General features: G+C 32.3%; 21 protein-coding genes, 1 other RNA gene, 1 riboswitch and 1 other annotated feature. Of the genes, 6 read left to right on the forward strand and 16 right to left on the reverse strand.

From position 1 onward, the window contains the following. Positions 1-127: 127 nt before the first annotated feature. The gene (locus tag G9F71_RS21260) at positions 128-1,429 is read right to left on the reverse strand and encodes a M18 family aminopeptidase (RefSeq protein WP_164948642.1); all 1,302 of its coding nucleotides are present in this window, start codon (positions 1,427-1,429) and stop codon (positions 128-130) included. 176 nt (positions 1,430-1,605) lie between these two features. Between G9F71_RS21260 and G9F71_RS21265 the strand changes: the two genes are divergently transcribed. Next, positions 1,606-2,793 carry a cation diffusion facilitator family transporter gene (locus tag G9F71_RS21265; protein WP_164948643.1) on the forward strand — a complete coding sequence of 396 codons (1,188 nt, stop codon included), beginning with the start codon at positions 1,606-1,608 and terminating at the stop codon, positions 2,791-2,793. A gap of 335 nt (positions 2,794-3,128) precedes the next feature. Here the strand turns inward: G9F71_RS21265 and lysA are convergent, their stop codons facing one another. The 5 genes from lysA to G9F71_RS21290 all read right to left on the reverse strand — a co-directional run bounded on the left by lysA (position 3,129) and on the right by G9F71_RS21290 (position 8,026). After that, entirely contained in the window at positions 3,129-4,427 is a 1,299-nt protein-coding gene (gene lysA / locus G9F71_RS21270) for a diaminopimelate decarboxylase (protein ID WP_164948644.1), read from the reverse strand. A 25-nt stretch (positions 4,428-4,452) separates the two neighbouring features. After that, complete coding sequence (locus G9F71_RS21275) at positions 4,453-5,652, reverse strand: aspartate kinase (protein ID WP_164948645.1); 1,200 nt, start codon at positions 5,650-5,652, stop codon at positions 4,453-4,455. A gap of 119 nt (positions 5,653-5,771) precedes the next feature. After that, positions 5,772-5,943: riboswitch (Lysine riboswitch) on the reverse strand. A gap of 56 nt (positions 5,944-5,999) precedes the next feature. Next, entirely contained in the window at positions 6,000-6,911 is a 912-nt protein-coding gene (locus G9F71_RS21280) for a PLP-dependent cysteine synthase family protein (protein ID WP_164948646.1), read from the reverse strand. Further along, positions 6,895-7,392 carry an S-ribosylhomocysteine lyase gene (locus G9F71_RS21285; protein ID WP_304519547.1) on the reverse strand — a complete coding sequence of 166 codons (498 nt, stop codon included), beginning with the start codon at positions 7,390-7,392 and terminating at the stop codon, positions 6,895-6,897. Before G9F71_RS21285 ends, G9F71_RS21280 begins: the two co-directional genes overlap by 17 nt. Next, complete coding sequence (locus tag G9F71_RS21290; RefSeq protein WP_164944057.1) at positions 7,382-8,026, reverse strand: class I SAM-dependent methyltransferase; 645 nt, start codon at positions 8,024-8,026, stop codon at positions 7,382-7,384. The genes G9F71_RS21285 and G9F71_RS21290 overlap by 11 nt, the downstream gene beginning before the upstream one ends. A 111-nt stretch (positions 8,027-8,137) precedes the next feature. Beyond that, positions 8,138-8,369: a binding site (T-box leader), on the reverse strand. Between the two features lie 207 nt (positions 8,370-8,576). Here G9F71_RS21290 and G9F71_RS21295 point away from each other — a divergent pair. Then, positions 8,577-9,677 (forward strand): PRK06851 family protein, encoded by a 1,101-nt coding sequence (locus G9F71_RS21295; RefSeq protein ID WP_164948647.1) that lies wholly within the window; start codon positions 8,577-8,579, stop codon positions 9,675-9,677. A 181-nt stretch (positions 9,678-9,858) separates the two neighbouring features. Here the strand turns inward: G9F71_RS21295 and G9F71_RS21300 are convergent, their stop codons facing one another. The 3 genes from G9F71_RS21300 to G9F71_RS21310 form a co-directional block, all read right to left on the reverse strand. Next, on the reverse strand, positions 9,859-10,125 hold the full coding sequence (locus G9F71_RS21300) for a metal-sensing transcriptional repressor (RefSeq protein ID WP_125004119.1): 267 nt from the start codon (positions 10,123-10,125) through the stop codon (positions 9,859-9,861). 61 nt (positions 10,126-10,186) lie between these two features. Continuing rightward, positions 10,187-10,393 (reverse strand): heavy-metal-associated domain-containing protein, encoded by a 207-nt coding sequence (locus G9F71_RS21305; protein WP_164948648.1) that lies wholly within the window; start codon positions 10,391-10,393, stop codon positions 10,187-10,189. A gap of 62 nt (positions 10,394-10,455) precedes the next feature. Beyond that, complete coding sequence (locus G9F71_RS21310) at positions 10,456-12,903, reverse strand: heavy metal translocating P-type ATPase (protein WP_164948649.1); 2,448 nt, start codon at positions 12,901-12,903, stop codon at positions 10,456-10,458. 628 nt (positions 12,904-13,531) lie between these two features. Here G9F71_RS21310 and G9F71_RS21315 point away from each other — a divergent pair. Then, positions 13,532-13,897: a DUF5658 family protein gene (locus G9F71_RS21315; RefSeq protein ID WP_224626731.1), complete on the forward strand. Its 366-nt coding sequence runs from the start codon at positions 13,532-13,534 to the stop codon at positions 13,895-13,897. A gap of 193 nt (positions 13,898-14,090) precedes the next feature. After that, positions 14,091-15,203 carry a DUF362 domain-containing protein gene (locus G9F71_RS21320; protein ID WP_164948650.1) on the forward strand — a complete coding sequence of 371 codons (1,113 nt, stop codon included), beginning with the start codon at positions 14,091-14,093 and terminating at the stop codon, positions 15,201-15,203. An 89-nt stretch (positions 15,204-15,292) separates the two neighbouring features. On the opposite strand, the gene truA is transcribed toward G9F71_RS21320, so the two are convergent. The 7 genes from truA to G9F71_RS21355 all read right to left on the reverse strand — a co-directional run bounded on the left by truA (position 15,293) and on the right by G9F71_RS21355 (position 23,415). Then, positions 15,293-16,030 (reverse strand): tRNA pseudouridine(38-40) synthase TruA, encoded by a 738-nt coding sequence (gene truA, locus G9F71_RS21325; protein WP_164948651.1) that lies wholly within the window; start codon positions 16,028-16,030, stop codon positions 15,293-15,295. A gap of 133 nt (positions 16,031-16,163) precedes the next feature. After that, positions 16,164-17,531: a VWA-like domain-containing protein gene (locus G9F71_RS21330; protein WP_164948652.1), complete on the reverse strand. Its 1,368-nt coding sequence runs from the start codon at positions 17,529-17,531 to the stop codon at positions 16,164-16,166. Positions 17,532-17,539: 8 nt separating this feature from the next. Continuing rightward, positions 17,540-18,658: an ATP-binding protein gene (locus G9F71_RS21335; RefSeq protein ID WP_164948653.1), complete on the reverse strand. Its 1,119-nt coding sequence runs from the start codon at positions 18,656-18,658 to the stop codon at positions 17,540-17,542. Positions 18,659-18,671: 13 nt separating this feature from the next. After that, positions 18,672-19,475, reverse strand: a complete 804-nt coding sequence (locus tag G9F71_RS21340) for a hypothetical protein (protein ID WP_164948654.1) — start codon at positions 19,473-19,475, stop codon at positions 18,672-18,674. Positions 19,476-19,698: 223 nt separating this feature from the next. Next, a non-coding RNA gene (gene ssrS / locus G9F71_RS21345) (6S RNA) lies at positions 19,699-19,886 on the reverse strand. Between the two features lie 164 nt (positions 19,887-20,050). Further along, positions 20,051-21,406: a serine dehydratase subunit alpha family protein gene (locus G9F71_RS21350; protein WP_164948655.1), complete on the reverse strand. Its 1,356-nt coding sequence runs from the start codon at positions 21,404-21,406 to the stop codon at positions 20,051-20,053. A gap of 221 nt (positions 21,407-21,627) precedes the next feature. Then, complete coding sequence (locus G9F71_RS21355; protein ID WP_164948656.1) at positions 21,628-23,415, reverse strand: sigma 54-interacting transcriptional regulator; 1,788 nt, start codon at positions 23,413-23,415, stop codon at positions 21,628-21,630. Positions 23,416-23,622: 207 nt separating this feature from the next. Here G9F71_RS21355 and G9F71_RS21360 point away from each other — a divergent pair, with 207 nt between their 5' ends. Next, complete coding sequence (locus G9F71_RS21360) at positions 23,623-24,327, forward strand: DUF421 domain-containing protein (RefSeq protein ID WP_125004141.1); 705 nt, start codon at positions 23,623-23,625, stop codon at positions 24,325-24,327. A gap of 24 nt (positions 24,328-24,351) precedes the next feature. Further along, positions 24,352-24,717: a DUF4363 family protein gene (locus G9F71_RS21365; RefSeq protein ID WP_164948657.1), complete on the forward strand. Its 366-nt coding sequence runs from the start codon at positions 24,352-24,354 to the stop codon at positions 24,715-24,717. The last annotated feature ends 182 nt before the right edge of the window (positions 24,718-24,899 follow it).

The following is a 24,899-nucleotide window of genomic DNA, read 5'->3' on the forward strand; positions in this document are numbered from 1 at the left end:
TAATTATGTTTATGAAGATTTAGGACTAACTCAAATTATTATCTCCAACTAACCCTTTAATTATTAGTAAAAATAAGAAAAAGAACTCACAATAAAATCATTGTGAGTTCTTTTTCTTATTTTTATACTAAATTTCATAAAATTCTTGGAAAGATTTTGTAACATAAGTATGGTCCATTACTCCGCCTAGTTCTCTTATGGAATGCATGGCTAGGGTCGGACTTCCCATATCCACTGAGCGTATATTTAAATGAGTTGAAGATATTGGCCCTATAGTTGAACCTCCACGGGCATCAGAACGATTAACAAATTTTTGTACTGGTACTCCTGCTTTTTCGCAAATTAATTCATAAACAGCATCAGAGTTACTATCAGTGGTATAACTTTGACTAGCACTAATTTTTATAACAGGGCCTTTATTCATATAAAGCTTATTTGTTGGATCGTTCTTTTCAGGACTGTTAGGATGAACAGCATGTGCATTGTCTGCAGATATTATAAAAGATTTAGAAATAGCTCTTAAAAAATCCTCTCTATTTTTACCCTGGGATATTGTAATGCGTTCTAAAATATCAACTAACATATTAGAGTCCGCTCCCTGCTTAGTTGAGCTTCCTACTTCTTCATTATCAAAGCAAACCATTACATTCGTTGCCTCTACAGCTTGTACTCTGGTCAATGCTCTTATTCCTGCATGTACCATAGCTAAATCATCTAATCTTGAACTAGAAATAAATTCATTATTCAAACCTATAATTGCTCCCTTTTCATATTCATAAAGAAATAAATCAAAATCTATAATTTGTTTAATGTCTACAGATAGTTCACTTGCAATAGCACTTATAAGGTAATTCTTCTTTTCTAATTCGGTGCTCACCATTGATAACAGTGGCAGCGTATCCTTTTGTTTATTTAGTTCAATTCCAGTATTTATATCTCTATTCATATGAATGGCTAGATTAGGTATTATCATTATAGGCCTATTAATATTTACTAGCCTAGTCTCTGGGTATAAAATATTATCACTTCTTAAAGTTACCCGTCCTGCTACGGCTAGTGGCCTATCCATCCAAGTATTGAGTATTGGTCCGCCATAAACCTCAGTATTTAATTTTACATATGTATTATCAACTACCATTTCTGGTGATGGCTTAATTCTAAAGCTAGGTGAATCTGTATGAGCTCCAATAATTTTAAATCCATTTTCTTCAATTTCTCCCTTTCCAACTACAAATGCAGTTAGTGCAGAGTCATTTTTCGTAACAAAATATTTTCCACCTTTTTCAAGGTTCCACTTTTCTTCTTGTTTAATTTCCACAAAGCCTTCTTTAGACAAATCTTCTTTAACCTTTGCTACAGCATGAAAAGCTGTTGGACTATCATAAATATAATCAATAAGATTTTGGGCAAATTCTAATTCACTATTCATATATATCCCTCCAATGCATATTGTGGCACATAAGCACTTTGCTTATCCCCTTTCACTATTATAACAAAATTTTTGGTAATATTTCTATAAATTCTAAATTAATGCTATAATTAATTGTTAAATATATGTTTAAAAATTAATAGTTTAAATTATACTATATAATTAGAGGTGAAAATATGTTATCAAAATTTTTAATTTCAAAATTCATAAAAAATCCTGAGGACACTACTAATAAAAAAGTAAGAGTTGCCTATGGTTACCTAGGCGGTTTAGTTGGAATTATAGTAAACTTAGTTCTTTTTATTACAAAACTAATAATAGGAATACTATTAAACAGTATAGCAGTTACTGCAGATGCATTTAATAACCTTTCAGATGTAGCTTCTTCTGTTATTACCATTTTAGGGTTTAAGCTAGCTAGTAAACCTGCCGATAAGGAACATCCTTTTGGTCATGGAAGGCTTGAATATATTTCTGGTCTTATAGTTTCTTTCTTAGTAATACTAGTAGGTTTTGAGTTTATCAAAACCTCCTACAGTAGAATAGTTAATCCCTCAAAAGTAATTTTTAACCTCATACCCTTTATATTAATATTAGTGTCTATAACTTTCAAACTTTGGATTAGTGGATTTAATAAGACCCTAGGCAAGGCTATAAAATCTTCTGCATTAGAAGCTTCTTCCTTTGATGCATTAAGTGATGTAGTTAGTTCAAGCTGTGTTGCACTATCACTGCTTCTTTCTATATGGATTGACATTCCTATAGATGGTTACATAGGAATGCTAGTATCCTTTTTCATAATATATGCTGGCTTTTCACTTATAAAAGACACAATGAATCCCTTGCTTGGTGAGGCTCCTGACGTGAACCTTGTGAAAGGTATACAATATAAGCTACTATCCTATGACCATATTACTGGCGCCCACGATTTAGTTATCCATAACTATGGACCCAGTCGATGCATGGGTTCTATTCATGCAGAAGTTCCCTGTGATATTTCTATAGTTGAAATTCATGAGATTATAGACAAAGCTGAAAAAGAGATTTCAGAAGAATTTGACATACATTTAGTTATTCACATGGATCCTATAAATACAGATGATGAAGAAGTTAATGATTGCCGAATAGAGCTTTTAAATGTATTAAAACATTTTCCTATAATAAAATCGATTCATGATTTTAGAATTGTAGGTAGTGGTGATTATAAAAATTTAATTTTTGATGCTGTAATTGATTTTAACCCAAACTTTACAGCAGATGATGAATCCAAACTAGGAGATGCAATTAATAGTGAACTTACAAAATGTTGCCCTCAATATAATGCCTTAATGACATTAGATAGAGATTATTTAGGGGTAGTATAAATGAAAAAAAGAAAGTATAAGTAGAATTCTATTCTTCTTTGGAATTTTTATGTGCCCCTAAGGAATATCCCGAGGGCTACTTAGACTAAATAAGTATAAAATTTCGACTTCGTTCCTTGCAATAAGAAGCGAAAAAACATTGAAATTCCATTTAGAAATTCTTCTTTTGCAAATATAAAATTCTCGTGAGCCTGCCAGGACGGCAGGCTAGCGAAGCTGAGCCAGGAAGGCGAATGTGAGCGTCAGAGAATTTTATATTTTCAAAAGTTTAGAATTTCTTAATGAAATTTCACGTTTCGAGCTCATATTACAAGGCACGAAGTCGATTTTTTCACTTATAAGCACACTTCATTACTAATCATGTCCTTGTAAGTTTGTCTTTTGCATATAAGTCTATGCTTTCCTTCACTTACTAAAACTACCGCAGCCTTCCGTATTTTATTATAATTACTACTCATTGAATATCCATAAGCCCCCGTTGAAAGTACAGCCATAAGGTCTCCAGTATCAACCACTGGTAATCTTACACCTTCTAATAATATATCTCCACTTTCACAGCACTTACCAGCTATTGTAACTACCTCCATACAAGGTTCATTTATTCTATTGGCAAGTACACATTGATACTCTGCATTGTATAATGCCGGCCTTATATTATCTGTCATGCCACCATCTACTGCCACATATTTTCTTACATTTGGTATATCCTTTATAGCACCTACAGTATATAAAGTAATTCCCGCATTAGCTACGATAGACCTCCCTGGCTCTATTACAAGCGTAGGTGATTTTATTCCATACTCCTTGCACTTAATTTTAGCTTCCTGGATTATTACTCTGCAGAAGTCCTCTATTTCTTTTGGCTCATCACCTTTGTTATAATAAACGCCAAAGCCTCCCCCTAGATCCAACTCTTCTATATCATAACTGAATTTTTCTTTAATATCCTTAATGAAAGACAACATTATGCCCACAGCATCTCTGTAAGGTTGTAACTCGAAAATTTGAGACCCTATATGACAGTGTAGTCCTGCAAGTTTTATATTTGAAAAGTTTAACGCAGTTTTTATAACTCCCTCTAATTCGTTATTTAATGCAGTAAACCCAAACTTTGAATCAATTTGACCAGTTTTTATATACTCATGAGTATGAGCTTCTATTCCTGGAGTTACGCGAAGAAGAACCCGTTGCATAATGCCTTTTCCCATTGCCTTTTTATGTATAATCTCCATTTCATGAAGATTATCTACCACAAAAGTTCCTACCCCCAGTTCTATCGCCATTTCAATTTCATCCAATGTTTTATTATTACCATGGAAATACACCTTTCTTAATGGAAAATCAGCCTTATAGGCAGTATATAATTCTCCCCCTGAGACTACATCCAAATATAGTCCTTCGCTTTTTACAATTTCGCACATAGCCATAGTTAAAAATGCTTTTCCCGCATAAGCTACCTTATTCCCATCTTCCTGACCTTCAAAAGCTTTAGAGAACCTCCTACAATTACCGCGTATAAGCTGTTCATCCATTACATAAAGAGGGGTTCCGTATTCCTTAGCTAGAGCCTGCGCACTAACGCCTGCAATATTTAATTTATTATTTTCGTCCACTATATTACCAAAAAATCTCACATGAATCCCTCCTTCTATAGCTTATTTACATATTAAATTCCTTTGCAATAACTTGTATAGCCTTTAATTTATCTTCTGTTTTAATAGCGCAAGTAATTCTTATTTCTGAAGTAGTAATCATTTTAATCTCGATACTGTTTTTGCTAAAAACCCTAAACACTCTAGCTGCTACTCCTGAGGTTGTTTTCATTCCAAGCCCCACCACTGAAAATTTAGTTATATCCTCATCAACTATAACTTTATTATCTACTATTGCGTTATCTATAATTTCTAAACTATCCTTTAAACTTTCTTTAGGAATTGTAAAGGATACATTTACGGTTCCATCTATAGGCGACGTTTGACTTATCATATCTATATTAATTCTTTTACTTCCTATAGCTTCAAATATAGTGGCCAATATATTCACGTCTTTAGGTATACGCTGGAGAGTTACTGCCACATCCTCATCACTAGTTGCTATTCCCGTTACTGGTTTACTTTCCATATCCATATTTTTAACCTCCCTAATTACAGTTCCTTTAATATCGCTATTACTGAGCCCTACATATATAGGGATACCATATTTTTGAGCAAGCTCTATAGACCTTGAATGCATTATTTGAGCTCCCAAACTGGCTAGCTCCAACATCTCTTCATATTCTATTTCATCTAATTTCTTAGCCTCTCCATATGCTCTAGGATCTACACTATATATTCCGGCCACATCCGTATATATTTCACAGCTACCGCAAAGTTTAACAGCCAAAGCTACGGCAGTGGTATCAGATCCACCTCTGCCTAAGGTGGTAATATCACCATCTCCATTTATTCCTTGGAAGCCAGCAACTATTACAATTTTGCCTTCTTTTAAGCTTTTTTTAATTTTCTTATCTTGTATATCCTTAATTAATGCTTTACCATATTGTCCACTAGTTTGAATGCCAATTTGGTGTGCAGTATAGCTTATAGCATCACATCCTAAAGCCTTAATTGCCATGGCGAGTAGTGCACTTGAAATTATTTCTCCTGTTGATAATATAGCGTCGAGTTCCCTCTTATCTGGTTCCTGCGTTATACCTTTTGATAGAGCTATTAAATCATCCGTAGTTTTCCCCATAGCAGATACAACTATAACTAAATCTGTGTTTTCATTTTTTCTTTTTACTATACTTTCTGCAATACCTTTAATTTTCTCTGTAGTACCTACAGAAGAACCTCCATATTTTTGAACAACTACTGCCATAATACAATCATTCCCCTTTATATCTAGTGTACTTGCTTAAGCTATTGTTTCAAAAAAAATAAATGCAGCAAAGGAACACCTTTGCTGCATAAAAATACATGTTTTTATACAAACTTCGTGTACCTTGTAGTTCTCCACTGAAAAGTCAGTGACAGTCGTACACATATTATATGTAAAACCAGAAAATATTTTCACAAAATATATCTTCTTCGGCTATAGCTCCTTTCCTTATTCATCCTCGCCTGCCAGCTCCGAACAAGTACTTTTAGATATAGCACCTCTACCCTAGGTAGTTTACTTATTAAATTAGTTCTTAGTGTATCACAGTATGTTTATAAGCACAAGTATTAATTATAAATGTTCTTGCTAAAATATCTATCTCCTCTATCGGGCAGTATCACAACAATATTCCCCTTTTCAATGGTTTTCCCAAGTTTTATTGCAGCTACTAATGCAGCCCCCGAAGAGCTACCTACAATAAGCCCTTCTTTTACTGCAATTAGGTTTAGCATGTTTAAAGCTTCATCATCAGAAACCTTTATAATGTTATCCACTAAACTCATATCCATGGTTCCAGGCACAAAATTGTTTCCTATTCCTTCTATATCATAACAAAACTCTTCACCACCACCAAGAGTTGAACCATAAGGATCCACTAATATACCCTTTGTATTTTTATTCATTTCCTTTAAATATTTCATAACACCACTAAAGGTACCGCCACTCCCTGCTCCTGCCACAAAATAATCAATTTCACCTTCTAAGGCATCATATATTTCTGGTCCTGTAGTTTCATAATGAGCCTTTGGGTTAGCATCATTTTCAAATTGCTGGAGTGAAATAGAATTAGGAATTTCATTAAGTAGTTCTTTTGCTTTGGCAATAGCCCCTAGCATTCCGTCCTCCCTCCGTGTATTAATAATAGTTGCTCCTAATGCTCTCATCAAGGTTTGCTTTTCTACAGAAAACTTTTCTGGAACCACAAATATTACTTTGTATTCTTTATTTAAGGCTGCAAGTGCAACTCCTATGCCAGTATTTCCTGCAGTAGCTTCAACAATGGTATATCCAGCCTTTAAAGTACCCTTGTCTTCTGCATCTTTTATCATGTAAACTCCAACTCTATCTTTAACACTACCACCGGGGTTCTCCCCCTCTAGTTTTGCGAAGATATTTACACCTTCTTTTACGCCCAAATTATTTAATTTAATAAGTGGTGTATTTCCTATAATATCTAATATGCTATTTATATATTTCACTGCTAACACCCCTATTTAGAACTAATTTTGCATATTCTTTTGCACCTTCTAAGGAATGCTCTTTATAATTTCCACATTGAAATTTATTGGCTGCTGGTATCTCCTCTGACTCTATTACCTTTGCAAGTCCATAATTTAAAGTTTCTATAACCTTATCCACACTCACATCATTCCATGTAATCATATAAAACCCTGTTCTACATCCCATGGGTGAAATGTCTATAATTCCATCCATTACTTCTCTCATATATCCAGCAAGCAAATGCTCTAAGGTATGGATAGCTGCTATATCCATAAACTCAACATTTGGTTGCATGAATCTTAAATCAAACTTTGTTACTATATCGCCCTTCTCACCTATCTTTACCTCGCATTTTCTTACAAAAGGTGCCTTTACCTTTGTGTGATCTAATGAAAAACTTTCAACTTTAACCTTTCCCTTAGACATTTCTTCTTGCATTAATAATGAATTAAATTTCATAATTTAGCCCTCCCTTATTTGCTACTGCAATGAAAATCCCAGTTTCAGTAAATTCACCTTTGCTAGAATATCCTTTGCATTTCAAATTTGTATTTTCAATATTCACTATGTCAAAACCAACGCCAGTTAGCCACTCTTCCAACTGCTGATTTGAAAAACCAAGCCATTCGTCAAACATCTCATCCTTTGCCCACTGACCATTGTGCTCTAGTACATCTGATATTATTAACGTCCCATCTTTTTTAATTATTCTATACATCTCTTCAATAGCTTTTTTAGCATCCTTCACATGATGAAGAGCCATATTAATAAATACCACATCTACAGATTCATCAAATAAAACCAAGTTGTCTATAGATGATTTTATTGGATATACATTGTTGAATTTTTTAGTTTCCATTAATTTTTTAGATTCTCTAAGCATATTTACAGATTGATCTATAGAAAATACAATACTTGCCTCTAATGCCAGTGCCAAGGATAAAAATCCAGTGCCGCATCCAAGGTCAGCCACTACTTTATCTTTTATATTTACTTTAGATAATACTTCATACTTTAACCTTTCCTCAAAATACTCACTTCTTATTACGTTCCAACTTTTAGCTATCTTATTAAAATAATCTAACGAACCCATAACATCGCCTCCATTTAATTTTTGCATAACATATTTAAAAATATTGTTGTGACTAAGACCTTTTTCAAAAATACAGATATATTTTTGACGTCAAAAAAGCCCGTCTCCTTTTATAGAGACGAAGCTATAAACTTCGCGGTCCCACCCTAATTAGATATAAAATCTCACTTAATTTCAAGCACAAAATGCTTTATCGCTTTAACGGGCGAACCCGTAGTCCCCTACTATAATTTCGGGTCCATACTCCAAAGGGCACTTCATATATTTTTCGGTAGAAGCTTCTCAGCAGTGCTTCCTCTCTGTACCCTTTGAACATATTACTTTCCTTTTTCATTGTATATATTAGTATTCATATAGGAATAGTTATGTTTTTATTATATGCCATATTTTATTTTTGTCAACCCTAGTTTTTAACTTATTTTCAATTGTTAAATTATATATTCTTCTAATTTAGGCGGTGTCTAAATTATATTATCAGGGTTTTCTATATCACCATTTTCTATGCTTGTGAATATTATATATTGATATGATGATATGGAGTGTGATATTTATGCAAGGTACTATTAAAAATATTTTCCCTGGTGGCAATACTTCAAGAGGCTTCTATTCCTTCTATAGGTATATATTAGGTCAGGATGAAGCAAGAAGAATAATATGCATAAAAGGAGGCCCTGGAACAGGTAAATCCTCCCTAATGAAGAAAGTTGGTAAATACTTTAATGAAAAAGGCTACGACATAGAATACCATCACTGCTCTTCTGATAATAATTCATTAGATGGATTAGTTATTAAAGAACTTAATGTAGCAATACTTGATGGGACTTCACCTCATGTAGTAGACCCCGTAAATCCTGGAGCTGTAGATGAAATTCTAAACATGGGAGATTGTTGGGATGAGGAAGGCTTTAAGAAATATAGGCATAAAATAATCGACATAAATAAAAAAGTGGGTAAAACTTTTAAAAGAGCCTATAAATTTTTTGGAGCAGCTAAATTAGTTTATGATGATTGGTATACCTATAATAATGAAGCCTTAAATATTAATAAGCTAAACCTACTAAAAGAAAATCTAAAAGAATCACTATTTACTACTCCAGCATCTAATATGGGTTATGATCGACATTTATTCGCTACAGCTTTTACACCTAATGGTATTATTACCTATATTGAAAACTTGTGCTCAGATTACAAGAAAATTTATGTACTAAAAGGCGGTCCTGGTACTGGCAAGTCAAGTATACTAGAATTCTTATCTTCTGAAGCCTTAAGGCGTGGTCACTATGTAGAAATTTTCCATACGCCCCTTATTCCTGAAAAAATCGAGCATATATTGATTCCCGACTTAAATGTTGCCATTTTAACCTCCAATGAAATAAATAATTTAGATCTACCCGGTACTGTAATTGACATGAGAGACTGCTTAAATCTTAGTACCCTCGAAAAAAACAAAGCTGAAATGGAATATGATGCAGCCCAGTTTTTCACACTTTTAAACAAGGGTTTAGCCACAATAAAAGAAGCTAAAGCTCTACATGACGAACTTGAAACTTCCTTTATTCCAAATATGGATTTTTCTAAAGTAGATGAAGTATTAACAAAGGTTATTAAAAAGATAAATGGATATGAAGATGATTATTTAAATAACAGGTAATTTTAAAGAGCTGTGGTTATCCACAGCTCTTTGTACTTAATTCACATTCTTAATTAAATTATATAAACAATACACTAATTTCATGAAGAAGTTATGAAGAAAATAATTTGAGCTAACGCTGTATCTTTAGTAACTCTGTATCTAATAGAACTCTCATTTATCATTGTCTAGTCTCTTTTATTTAGTCTTTTAATAACTTAGAAAGTAAACCTATTATTTCATCTACTTTTTCATCTCCCATGTTATTTATGAAGGCATCTTTTACACAATGATTGAGATGCTGTTTTAAAATCAATAAATTAGCTTTTTTCAATAAAGACTGAGATGCAACTATCTGATTGGATATATCCATACAGTACCTTTCTTCTTCAATCATTTTAATTATGCCTTCTATTTGTCCTTTTGAAGTTTTTAAGGCCAGTAAAGCTTTTTTCTTTTCTTCATTCATATTTTATCACTCCCATATGGAGTCTAATTTTAAATTATTATTCAATTTATGTCAAGATTAATTACAAATCAACTACTTTATATTTTTCACTATTAACGGCAAGTTTTATAGCTTCATCACTTACCTCAGTGTTAGTCTCAATTATAACAGATTTATTAGAAAGATTTACATCTACACTAATTACACCCTCTACACTACCTACTGCCTCCTTCACATGCTTAACGCAATTTTCGCACTTCATTCCTTCAATTAATATTTTTTTTATCATATTGTATTCCTCCTAATATTCTATATATTCAATAATACTTCCTAAATCATATATTTTAATATCTATCTAACTGGCTTAAATCCCTTTAATCTTAAAGCATTGGCTACTACTGACACAGAACTAAGACTCATTGCAGCTCCTGCTATCATAGGATTTAATAATGGTCCTCCAAATACATGTAGGATTCCCATAGCAACTGGTATTCCTATTGTATTATACCCAAATGCCCAGAATAGATTTTGTTTAATATTTCTTATAGTACTTTTACTTAATTGTAGCGCTGTAGGAACATCCATTAAGTCGCTTCTCATAAGAACTATGTCTGCTGATTCCATTGCAACGTCTGTTCCAGAGCCGATAGCTATACCGATATCCGCTTGCGCTAGTGCTGGAGCATCGTTTATACCATCACCAACCATAGCAACCTTTGTGCCTTCAGCTTGAAGCTTTTTAACGACATTTGCCTTGTCTTGTGGTAATACTTCGGCGTATATTCTATCAATTCCGACTTGTTTAGCTATAGCCTGTGCCGTTCTCTTATTGTCACCAGTTATCATTGCTACTTCAATTCCCATCTCATGAAGCTTTTCTATTGCTTTCTTACTACTTGCCTTAACAGTATCAGCAACAGCGATGATACCTGCCATCTTACTTTCTATAGCTATATACATTGGGGTCTTACCTTCTTGGGCTAATCTGTTTGAAATTTTTTCTAACTTTTCTAAGGATATTTTTCTTTCAATCATAAGTTTTCTGTTTCCAAGTAGAATGTTTTTACCATCTATTTTAACTTCAATACCATAACCCGGAATGGCTTTAAAGAAATCAAGTTTCTTAAATTCTAATCCTTTTTCTGTGGCTCCTTTTACAATTGCTTCTCCAAGTGGATGTTCTGATCCTTTTTCTGCTGAAGCTGCTAATTGCAGTAAGTCGTTTTGTGCTATGCCATTTATAACCACCACATCAGTGACCTTTGGTTTACCTTCAGTAATAGTACCTGTTTTGTCAAATACTATAGTTTGTATTTTATGAGCAGTTTCTAGTGCTACACCACTTTTTATTAAAACGCCATGTTCTGCACCTTTACCCGTACCAACCATTATTGCTGTTGGAGTAGCAAGTCCAAGGGCACAAGGACAAGCGATTACTAGAACAGATATAAATATTGTAAGTGAGAACATTGCTGATTCTCCACCAATGAAGTACCATCCTAAACCAGATAACACTGCCAAGGTTATAACTATTGGAACAAAGTAACCTGAAATAACATCTGCAAGTTTTGCAATTGGAGCTTTAGATCCCTGAGCATCTTCAACTAATTTTATAATTTGAGCAAGCGCTGTATCCTTGCCAACTCTAGTAGCTTCATATTTTATAGTTCCATTTTTATTTATACTTGCACCAATAATCTTGTCTCCAGAATTTTTTTCTACTGGCATACTTTCACCTGTAATCATTGACTCATCTACAGAAGTAGTACCCTCTACAACTTTGCCATCTACAGGCATCTTTTCTCCTGGTTTAACTATTATAATATCTCCTACTTCCACTTCTTCAATTGTAATTTCTATTTCTTTTCCATTTCTTATAACCATAGCTGTTTTAGGAGCAAGTCCCATAAGCTTTTTTATAGCTTCAGAGGTCTTTCCCTTAGAAACAGATTCTAAATACTTACCAAGGGTTATTAAAGTGATAATTACTGCCGCTGACTCAAAGTATAAGTCCATAGCATAACTTGTATCTCCTAAAATAATCTTAACTGTTGCAAATATTCCATAAAGAACAGCTGCTGATGTACCTATTGCAATAAGTGAGTCCATATTTGGACTTCTTCTAATCAATGCTTTAAATCCTACTGTATAGTATCTATTACCAGCAATTACAACAGGTATAGTTAGAATTAATTGTATTAAAGCAAAAGCTACAGGATTCATCATTGGATTAATAAAATCTGGAAGAGGAAATCCTATCATATGACCCATAGATATATATAGTAGTGGAACTGCAAATATGGCAGATATAATGAATTTTTTCCATAATAGTTTTATTTCTTTTTCTTTTTTCTCTTTATCTGCATCTGCTGTAGTCTCTTCTTCTATAGCCTTATATCCAGCTTTTTCTATTGCTTTCTTTATATCTATAACTTTAACCTTTGAAGGTTCGTAGTTTATACTTAACTTCTCAGTTGCATAATTAACATTTGCCTCTGTAACTCCATCAAGCTTTCTTGTAGCTCTTTCTACGGCCTTCGCACAAGACGCACAGGTCATTCCTTCTATTTTCATAGTTTTATTAACATCATCACCAATTGCTTTATATCCTGCTTTTTCAACAGCTCTTTGAATATCTTCTACAGAAACCACTGCTTCGTCAAAGTTTATACTTAGTTTTTCTGTAGCAATATTTACATTCGTTTCATTTACTCCTTGCAATTTTTTAGTAGCTCTTTCTACAGCCTTTGCACAAGATGCACAGGTCATGCCTTCTATTTTTAATGACTTAGTTACCATATAATTTCCCTCCTTGTATAATTTCCATATATTTTATTTACCAATTAATTTTGATATTTTTAAAGCCTTTATAGCTTCTTTTTGCTCATTATTCATTATTTCGCCCCTCCTATACCCTCCCCCCTGGCGTGGGGGTGGTATACTTATATACTAATACTAAAAATAAGATGTGTCAACCTCTTTTTTAAAGAAATTTTCATTCAAAACTGCTTTACTTTTCAAGGACTCCCTCTGAAGCATAAGTTATGTATATTATTATTCATATATAATTCCTCATAAAAAATGAAGCAGATATGATACTGCTTCATTCTAAATTTTTAAATTATATATTATATAATTACGTATTTTTTTATAACATATATAATCATTTTATTTTTAATTACTATAATTTTGATTTAAGCCTTGCATTATTTTCTGCAATACGTATTATTTCACAGGCTATATAATACCCATGCATTTATCATCACATTCTTAAATATTGTTAAATCCATCCTTAATGCACTCCAACAGGTCGCTGTATATTTATTTTTTTATATGCAAATACTAGTCAAATAAAAATAAATTTTAACATAACTAACAATAATAATATATTTATCATTTTACTTGAATATACTAACTCTTGAATGAGGTGTTTACATTGATAACTTTTATAAAAAACTATACACTTAGAAATATAAAATATAAGCTTTTCATTTTATACTTGCTGAATGTAACTGATATATTATTTACTATATTACTTTTGTCTACGGGCTTATTCCTAGAGACAAATTTTTTAATGACAAAAGCCCTGCAAAGTTTATCTACTAGTTTTATATTAAAAATTGTACTACCAGCGGTGTTGTTATTGTGCCTATACATTAGAATGAAAAAGGCAAATGAAACTCAGTTAAAGCAGTCCAATATTATTATTAATATTGCTACTTCAGTTTATTTGATAATTAATTTCTGGCATTTAATATGTTTTTTACTATTAGGCTTATTTACACTAAGTTAGTCATGATTCTTGTACACCTTTAAGCAAGGCAACAATTTCTATCCCTGTATATATGGAACCTAGAGAACTTTCCCTCCTAAATGTACTAAATGGCAGTATTTATAATTGGAAACCTTTGTTACAATATGTTATAATAGTAGAATTATATAAATTAATTCGAATAAATATTATTATAGCCCTAGGAGGTACCTAAATGAAAAAATCAAAGGTATATTTTACAGACTTAAGAACAAAGCCAGGATATAATCTATTGGATAAGCTTCAAAAACTTGTAGTAGATGCAGGTATAAAAAATATTGATTTTACAAATAAATTCGTAGCTATAAAAATTCATTTTGGAGAGCCAGGAAATCTTTCCTACATACGACCAAACTATGCTGGTAGCATTGTTAAACTTGTGAAAGAACTAGGTGGTAAGCCTTTCCTTACCGATGCAAATACATTATATTCTGGAAGAAGGTTTAATGCTGTAGATCATATTGAAGCAGCCATGGAAAATGGTTTTAATCCAATGTCAGTTGGCTGTAACGTAATTATAGCCGATGGATTAAAAGGTGGGGATTATAGAGAAATTCCAATACACCAAAAATATTGCAAAACTGCTAAAATAGCCTCAGCCATTGCAGATTCAGATATAGTTATTTCTATGACCCACTTTAAGGGCCATGAAATGACTGGTTTTGGTGGATCATTAAAGAATTTAGGTATGGGCTCTGGTTCCATTGGAGGAAAGCTTGAAATGCATTCTGCTTCCAACCCTGTTATGAAACATGATAAATGTGTAAGCTGTGGACTCTGCATTAAAAATTGCCTGCATGGTGCAATTTCATTTAATGAGAATAAGAAAGCAACTATAGATTATGATAAATGTGTAGGCTGCGGTCAATGTGTTGCCGTATGTCGTTTTGACTCAGCAACTGTAAAGTGGAATGAATCCGCGGACATTGCTAATGAAAAGATTGCAGAATATGCCTATGCAGTTGCTAAAGATAAGCCAACTTTCCATATTAGCTTTATTATGAATGTTTCCCCTAATTGTGATTGTTGGAACTCAAACGATGTATCAATTGTTCCAGATATAGGCATAGCTGCGTCCTTTGATCCAGTAGCCTTAGATCAAGCTTGCGTTGATATGGTTAACAAATCAACAGCATTATACGCAACTGAACTTTCCGATAGAGATTATCATGAGGGACAAGATAAATTTTCTCATATACATCCTGATACAAATTGGAAGGTTGGACTAGCCCATGCAAAGGCTATTGGCCTTGGTACTGACGAATATGAGCTAGTAATAGTTAAATAGAAAAATGCATTAACAAAAAAGAGAAAGTGAATATCACTTTCTCTTTTTTGTACAATTATTTACAGAGACAAATTTCATACTTTGTTATCCTAGTATTCTATATTTCTTAGTGATAGCCCTTTTGATTTAGCCATTAAGCTATATTTTGACTCTGTTTTTTCAGTTAACAGCGTTTCTATATCTTCTACCTCTAGCTTTCCTTCACCTATATCTATAAGACTTGCTATAATAATTCTTACCATATTCCACAAAAAATCATTACCGTTAATTTCTATTTCCACCATATCATTTTTCTCAATTATGTTTATATAATTAATAGTTCTAATAGTAGATTTAGTATCAGCTGTGACCGTAGTAAATCCCTGAAAGTCATGAGTTCCAACTAAAGATTCTGCTGCAATTCTCATTTTTTCTAAATTAAGTTTGCCCTCACTATGATAAACATATTTTCTATTAAATACATTTCTTAATTCATTATTATTTATTTTATAAACATATGTAATTGATTTTATGTTATATGCCACATGAAATTTTTCACTTGCTTCTACCATAGATTTCACTACTATATCTTCTGGTAAAAATTCATATAGATAATCCAGTATAGCTTCATTGCTTAAATCGCTATTTGTATGAAAATTGGCCATATAATTTTCAGCATGTACCCCTACATCTGTTCGCACGCAACCTGAAACCTCAATAGGTTCTCCTGCCATCTTAGACAATACACTTTGAATTTTACCTTGCAATGTTAAATCGTTATCCTCTTGTTTTTGCCATCCTTTATATCTGCTTCCATCATATTCTAATATCATTTTTAAATTTCTCATATATTTCCGCCTTTAACTTATTTGATTATTCATGTTTTAATTTTGCCCAATGAATACTTTAATTATATCTTCCCTACTAAAATAAAGCTATTATATTATACTTGACCTTATAGCATAACCTAAGAAAAATTTCCTAATATATTGGCTCATGGTTATTCCCAGAAAAACCATCCACCATTACATCTATCCTATCCTCAGTATCCTCTTTTATGTCTACAGGTTTTAGTTTTTTTACCGTGCCAAAGGGCTGCCCTAATGAAAGTTTATCACCACGCCCTGATATAACCCACAAGGTTTTATAGCCTTTTGGCGTTACACCTAGGTTTACTTCACCCTTTCCGTCTGTAAAATATATTAGTATGTTTGTATCAGTATTATTCACATAATTAAAAACCGGTGTAAATTTTGTACCACCGCCGCCAGTACTGCTTCGCTTGCGTACATTATTAATGGATTTCACCTTGTATGCTTGTCTTATTTCCGTATCACATTCAAGAAGTGTTATTTCATGTTTATAAGTTTTTACAATATTAAAAACCTCTTTTATTGCTCCATGAAATTCCTCATCACTAATACTTCCACTTATGTCTATAGCCAGGGTAATTCTAGCTGTATGCCCCCTAAGTTCTCCTCTTAAATCTAATCTATTAGGTTGGCGTCTACTTCTTCTTGTAATAGTCTTCTTTTTGTCACCTTCTAGCGTTCCCATCATTTTCCTTAGATACATATTCCAAGGAATTTCACCCTTTTCCCCTGCAATACCTTTAATCATATCCTCCAAATAAAGAGGAACTGCGCCCTTCTCTGCTAACACTACAAATTTCTCTGTAAAATTTTTAAGTGTCTCTTGATCTATTTCTGTGGATTCTTCCCATAAATCATGAGTACTCGCAGCATCATATTCTTTTTTTATCTGCTCGTACTTAGACTCATCTTCCTTACTTTCATCTTTTTCCTCTAATAAATTTAGAGCCATTTGAATTTTATCCACATAATACTCCATAATCATATAAGGTTGCATATTTAAACTATACTTAAAATTTATACTATCTAAAGTTGTAGCAAAGTGTGGAAGATCCTTTAGATGCTGATTAACTACTATATCCATCGCCATATTAATAGCCAAGTTACTATATTTTGTTTTAAGTACTGTTGCACGATTTAAATGAAATGATAGTATGTGATAAATCTCATGTTTAATAGTGCTTTTCATCTGCTCCCCTGTAAGATTCAAAAAAATATATGGATTGAAATAAATTACATATTTAGACAATTTAAAATTCACAGCTGTGGGCGACGTTATATCATATTTTATTTCTCTAGACATTTGAAGTAGAAAATAGCCATAAAAGTTTTCATTATCTTCTATGAGCATAAAATTAACCATAGTAATAAGTTTCAAAAATTCTTCATTAAAATCTTTTGGCATGTCTTCAATTCTTTTCAGATTAGAAATCTGGTCGTAAAGTGAGTTTTTAAGACTTTCAAATACCTTTCCCATAATATCACCTAGCCTTTTATCTCATTATAGGCCTTAAAATACATTTCAACGAAAGCTTCATTTTCCAAACACAATTTATAAACAACATTATAACTCTCTTTAATATCCTGCATAATCCCTATGCCTAGGTCTACAGGATATAACCCCAAAAACTCTACAAATCTTGTTATATCGCTATTTAAAATTTCTTTTCTATCTAAATTATGCAAAATATTCTTTGCTATCAAGTATAATCTTGTGTGGCTTTCTTTTTTTACTTTTCCTATAACCTCTTGTGTCAATTCTGAAGGCTCAAACACCTCTTCATAAGAAATTAAAGGTTTATTATTCTCCTGTTCAAAAGCCATAAACTCATGAGCAATTCTATCACCTAAATTACCTTTTAGAATATTTAAAAATACTCTTTTAGGAGTTTTGTCTTTATTTGTTTTGTAAATCCTATAGCTTTTAGACACCCGTTCAAAGCTTCTAGGAGTTGCCTTTATCTGCTCACCCTTTAGTGTGCTTTGTAAATATTCCGGGAAAGTAGATATAAACTCTATAACCTTTTGCTCTATTTTATTTTCAATAGCCCAGCTCAGCCAAGCTTTTGAATCGCTTTCCATATAAAGCCAAACAAATCTATTTTCCTGTGCTGCATCCATATCAACTACTTGATAGTCAACATCGTCTCCATATTTACTAGAAGGATTCATTGCAGCTAATATTTTCACTCTATCATGAAGCTTATACCCATTTATATCTCTGTTTAATATAAGATTCATAAGCTCTTGTTGCACAGTATGCTCACAACGGTTTATTTCATCAATAAATAAAAACACTTCTTTGCCATCATCTATCAAACTATCTATTTCCTGTAGCTTTGTATGAACCGCGTAAACAGTATTTTTTTTACTAATAGCCCTACCGCTATCATCCTTAAAACTATAGTCCTCAACTGTTGGAAGGCCACCTATTTCTCCTTCTTTTAAAAGGTTTCCATCTATAACAACTAGGCTCCAGCCTTTCTTTTTTGCGAGTTCTTTAGCTAGGGCAGTTTTTCCTATACCGCTTTCTCCTACAATTATTGGTACTTCATCAGTTTCTATAACAAGTTCCGCGCTTTGCAGCGTATCCTTAAAATTCATAACTTATCTCCTCCTACATCATCTTCAGTTTTTCATCAACCGCTATTTTTTTGCAGGTTTTACTTCCATATTTATAAATAAAAATGATTTTATCCAATGATATATTACCATATTTCTCATTTATACTTTCACAGTTAATAAAATCCCTTACATATTTTTCTGATATATCTTCTTTAGATAATACCTCTTTAAAAGCCATCTCCACCGCATCCCTTGGTAGGTCATTAATAAAATATTTCATTACCAGGGAATTGTGTTTTAAAAACAATATTTTTTTATTTTCATCTATGTTTAAAATGAACTTTATAGCAGCTTCATTTTCCGTAATGGCCAATATCTCCGCCTTTATAGTTGCATTTTCTATATATCTTAAAGTCTCATAATTTTTTTCTATAGCTAAAAGTTGTATTTCTTCAATTGGGCTGTCTATAAATCTTATAGAGTCATAATCTCTTTCTATAGCTAATTTTTGTAATTCGATGCTGGGGCTTTTGGCATATTTTATTGCATACCCTTTTTGCTTAATACCGATCTTTATTAATTCGGCGCTGGGATTATCTATAAAGTCTAAAGTATTCCAAATCTTTGATACAACATATTTTTTCATATCATAAGTTGGATTTTCTATAAACTCAATGGCCATACAATTACTTTTTATTGCCATGTCTTGCATCTGTTTTGTAGGATTTTTTATATAACGTATCATTATCCCATCTTTTTTTATAGCCCTAATCTTCATTTCCTCACTAAGTTCTTTAATATTTTTTATAATAATTGGGTTACTCTCTATCATTTGTAGAATTTTATCATCTGTCATAAAACTTCACCTCTATACTAATCATATTCAAAAAAGCAACTATTCATTAAGCTGGTATTTTTTTATAACTGCCTTATTAATTTAATACAATTATAGCATAAAAAAGAAAAGTATAAATAGTTGTTAACCGTCCCCGATTAATTTTCAAAATTTAATAATTTTTTACAAACTAAAAAAAGAGATATTTCTATCTCTTTTATAAACGAACCAAAATTTTTAAATTTATAATCCAAGGTACCGTTGCCCCAATTTTTGCACCTATCTTTATGATAGGTGGGTGTCCTCAGAGATGTTTAGCAGTCCTTGCCAATTAAATATTGGTCTTATAGGCCTAGTATGCATCTAGATCTTGAACTCCCGTATTAATACTGTAGGTTGAAAATAAGAGCTTCACGAATATCCCAGAAATATATATTCATATAAAATTTTTAAGTAAGTTTAATTACTATCTATTGATTTTATTATATCAGAATTAAAATAAAATTCAATAGTAAATTACAATTTTTTTAAATAAATTTATGAGAATAAGATGTAAAATATAATACATTCTCACTCATTATTTGTTTTATTAAATGCTATGCGATAATGCCTTGTTTTTTTAAGTATGATTTTGAATTTTCATGTAACGGCAAGGTCTCAAACTCTTTTTGCATTTTCTTCATAGTATTTAATATAACAACATCCGCAATATTCATGCCTTCTGAAGATAAAACTCCTAAATTCATAATTGTATCTTCAGCAGTTTCTGCAACAATTCCATTTCTTGCAGGTACAATAGAACCATTTATAGCCAAAACTGCGGATTGCACAGCAACTGATGCAGATGTGGAAAGCTTTAATGCACATCCTTCCTTTGCACCATCACATATCATACCGCTTGTATTTGCAAGGGTGTTCTTTATAACACCATCTATTTGCTCTTCACTCGCACCCATTAACCATGCTATAGCTACCCCAGAACCAGTTCCAGCTGCAACACCACAAGCACAAAGCGCTGATAATCTTCCTATATAATGTTTTATATAGCTATTCATAATATGACTTATTGCAACTGCTTTAGCCAGTTTTTCATCAGTCACATTAAATTTATTTTTGTATGCTACTAATGGTAAAATTGCTGTAAGCCCATTATTTCCACTTCCGTTGCTACTCATAACTGATAAATTTATTCCGGACATTCTAGCATCGCTAGCAGCTGCAGTTAGCATCATTGAAGAAGTCATTAAGTCCTCACAAAGAAATCCTTGCTCCATACCTTTCTTAAGACTAAATCCAACCCCCATGCCCATTTTTTCTTTAAGTCCAACTTCAGCTATAGCTTCATTCATTACTACTCCATCTAACATAAAAGCTATATCTTCATGAGGAATTTTCTCAATTTCGCTTATAATTTCTCTTACTTTTAAACCATATAGAATGTTCTTTCCAATATTGCTTTTTTTATCCCCTTTTCTTAAATCTAAGAGGACTTCTCCTAGTCTTTCAATATAAACAAATCTATTATGTTTTCCGCTTATAATCACATTGCAATTGCCTTTATCTGTCACAAGATTTACTTCTACATAAATCTTGTCTTCAGTATCTTTAATGTCTAATGATACTTTTCCACTATGCAAAAGTTCTTTCGCAAGTTGTACTTGCCTCTCATTAATTCCTTCAAGTACTCTTAAATCTTTTTCACTTTCTCCACCAATAAACCCAAGGGCCGCTGCGATATGAAGCCCAACTTCCTTTGTATTTGGTATACCAACTGATAATCCATTTTTGTATATATTCGGACTAACAAAAACTTTTGCACTCTCTATATAATTAAAAGCCATTAATTCTTTAGCCTTTGCGCAGGCAAGAGCAACAGCTACTGGCTCAGTACATCCCATGGCAGGAACTACTTCCTCTTTCAACGTTTCAACTATAAGATTTCTTAATTTCATGAAATCACTCCCTCTATGAATTATATTATTAAAAATATGTATACTATCAAATTTAAATATATCAAAAACTTATGTAGTCTTTATGAATGTTTTTTAATACTACTATACTAATACATATTAAAGCAATATTCATGCCAATAAAATCATTGGTATAATAGCCCCCTTAATTTTATTTTTCTCAAAATGATAAAAATCATAGAAAAACAGTATCAAAATGAGAATTAATTCTTATTTTGATACTGTTCCACTTTATATTCTTTTAATTTTCTATACAGCGTTGCTCTACTTAATTCTAAAGCCTCAGCAGCCTTCGTAATCGCTTGTTTGCTGTGTCCAAAATGTTCTAATGCTTTTAAGATTTCCTTTTTCTCTAATTCCTTAATAGGTATAATCCCTATATTTTTATTAATTTCTAAAATATTTGATGAAACTTTCAACCTCTTAGGCAAATCCATACATTTTATAACTGAACTACCGCACATATTTACGGCATATTCTATGGTATTTTCCAATTCACGTACGTTCCCTGGCCATTGATAATTCATGAAAATTTCTAAAACAGAATCTTCTATTTTACTTATATGCTTTTCTAGCTTAACGTTGCATTTTTCCAAAAGATAATCCATAAGAATCACTATATCATCTTTTCGATCCCTTAATGGAGGTATATTAAGTGGGATTACATTTAATCTATAAAACAAATCTTGCCTAAACTCGCCCTCTAGCACTTTTTTTTCTAAATCTTTATTAGTAGCTACAATAATTCTTACATCTATAGGAATGGATTCTTTTCCGCCAATCTTCTCAATAGCGTATTCCTGTACTACCCTTAAAAGTTTAGTTTGAAGATGAATAGGCATATCTCCAATTTCATCTAAAAATATAGTTCCCTTATTTGCAAGTTCAAATTTTCCTGCCTTACCACCTCTTCTTGCTCCTGTAAATGCTCCATCCTCATACCCAAAAAGCTCACTTTCTAGTAATTGTTCTGGAATAGCTGCGCAATTTATTGGAATAAAAGGCCCTTTAGCTCTAGCACTATAAAAATGAACAGCCCTTGCAAATAATTCTTTTCCCGTTCCACTTTCTCCCTGAATAAGCACTGTAGAAGTAGATTTCGCAGCCTTTTTTGCTTCTACTTTAACCTGCTCTAAACAAGAACTACTACCTATGATACTATCAAAGGAAGTAACCATGGTACCCGTGGTAATATGATTTACTGTTTTTAACAAATCAGAAATATTACTAAAAGAACATACTATGCCAAAGCTTTTATCGCCGATACTAATAGGCTTTGCATCAAAAACTCCCCTGAAATGATGGCTATTATTATTATAAGTGAATTCTTTATTTTTTAAATTTTTATGTTCCTCAATAAGCAAATCAAAATCTAAACTACCAATAAATTTTTTTATATTAGTTTTTAAAATTTGATTTCCCTGAAGCTTAAATAGCTCTGCTGCTTTGGTATTATAATGAAGAATGTTTCCTGCGTGATCCGCCGCTATAATCCCTCTATCTACAGCATCGAGAACTATCTCTAGTTCACTTACTAAAAGCTTTATTTGCTCTGTATTTTCCTGTTCTAATAACTTTGATGATATTAAATCCGCCATTCTATTTAAAAAGTTCATTAGATTTTCTTTATTATTTATAATAGCATCCCGTTGCTCTTCTTCAAAGGCAATAAGCCCAATAACTCCAACAGTGACGTCTCCTACATGAATTGGACAACAAACCTCTGCAAATTCCTCGCAGTTGTAAGCATTCTCACATTCTAAACATGTAAAATGTTGCCTAGGATTTTCAATAATAAAACTTTCTCCTTGTGTTAAAGAAAACCCAAAAGCAGATTTTTCATTTACTTTTTCGGAAAGAGAATTTCTATATCTTCCTGTACCTGCTATTCTATTATAATTATTATCTACAACAGTCACATCTACCCCTATGACACTTGATATTGCCTCAGAAATTTTCTGAACATTTGAAACAATTTTTATCAAATCCATCTTTATCATCCTTTTGTTTTTTACTTGAATACACGCTTATTATATCTCTGGTGCCACCCAGGTTGCAAGTGGTAAGTAACTTGGCTAACTCATCACTTAAATTTCACCTTGAGGAAATAATAATTTAAATTTATTGTTTGTAAAATATTAAAATTAATATAACTTATAAACTTGGATATAATATTATTGAAGGAAGGTGTTATTCCCATGAACGAAGGCCTAATAGTACTAGTCAGAGGAATCATTGGCTTTTTTACCTTATTGATATTTACCCGTATTCTCGGCAAGCAGCAGGTTAGTCAGCTTACTTTTTTTGATTATGTAGTTGGTATAACTATAGGTTCTACAGCCTCCTCTCTAACTACAGATTTAACTAGTAGAGCATGGCCTCATTGGGTAGGACTATTTACATGGACTGCTTTATGCTTAATTTTACAATTAATAACTCTTAAATCAAAGACTGCTGAAAAATACCTAGATGGACAGCCTACCATCGTTATTATAAATGGAAAAATACTAGAGGAATCCATGAAAAAGTTTCGATACACCATAGGTGACCTTCTATCACAGTTAAGAGATAAAGATATTTTTGATATAGACCAAGTGGCTTATGCAATCCTGGAAAAAGATGGTCAATTGTCTATCTTAAAAAAAACTCAGTGTGATCCAGTTACCCCAAAGGATTTAAATCTTAAAACTTCACCTGCCAGTATTGATTTTGAAGTAATTTACGATGGCTCCATTTTGCAAGATAGCTTAGATAAGATTAATAGGAATGAAAGATGGCTAATGAAACAATTAAAAAGCAAAGGCATTAATGACGCTTCCGAAGTATTCTTAGCTATTTATAATGCCACCAGTGGCCTACATATAGATCTTTATAAAGATCATATAAAAAAAAATAACAAATAAAATATAAGGGAGTAACTTAACTTTATGAAAAAATTAATATCATACTCTATACCAATAGTTACTTTAACAGTCTTTGTATTATTAATGCTTGGTGGTAATTATTTAAAAAAACCTCATAACCAGTCGGAAGATGTAGTTGCTTTTGTAGAAGTATCTATAGAACATGCAAAATCTGAAAAATGGGAGATGCTTCAGCAAGATGTGACTAATATTGATTCAGCCTGGAAAAAAATAATTCCACGTATTCAATTTAGTGTTGAGCGAGATGAAATATATAATATAAGTTTAAATATAGCTAGACTTCGTGGCTCCATAACCAGTGAAGATAAAGCTAGTACACTAATAGAATTAAATGAGATTAAGGAAGATTGGGATGAACTAACAAGGTAGTAGACCACGTTAGTTTATCTCCTCTTATTTTGAAAACAATATTCTTTTTATGACACACTCTTTTTTTCTTAAGATTATGCTAACAAAAGTATATATTGCGTAAAATGCATTTAAGCAAGCCTTAGAAATTCTTAATTAATTTTAGTCTCTTTCAATAAAATTAATTTAGAATTTCTTGGCGA

Origin of the sequence: Clostridium sp. FP2 (assembly GCF_011065955.2) — a bacterium.
Classification (GTDB): Bacteria; Bacillota; Clostridia; order Clostridiales; family Clostridiaceae; genus Clostridium_AD; species Clostridium_AD tagluense.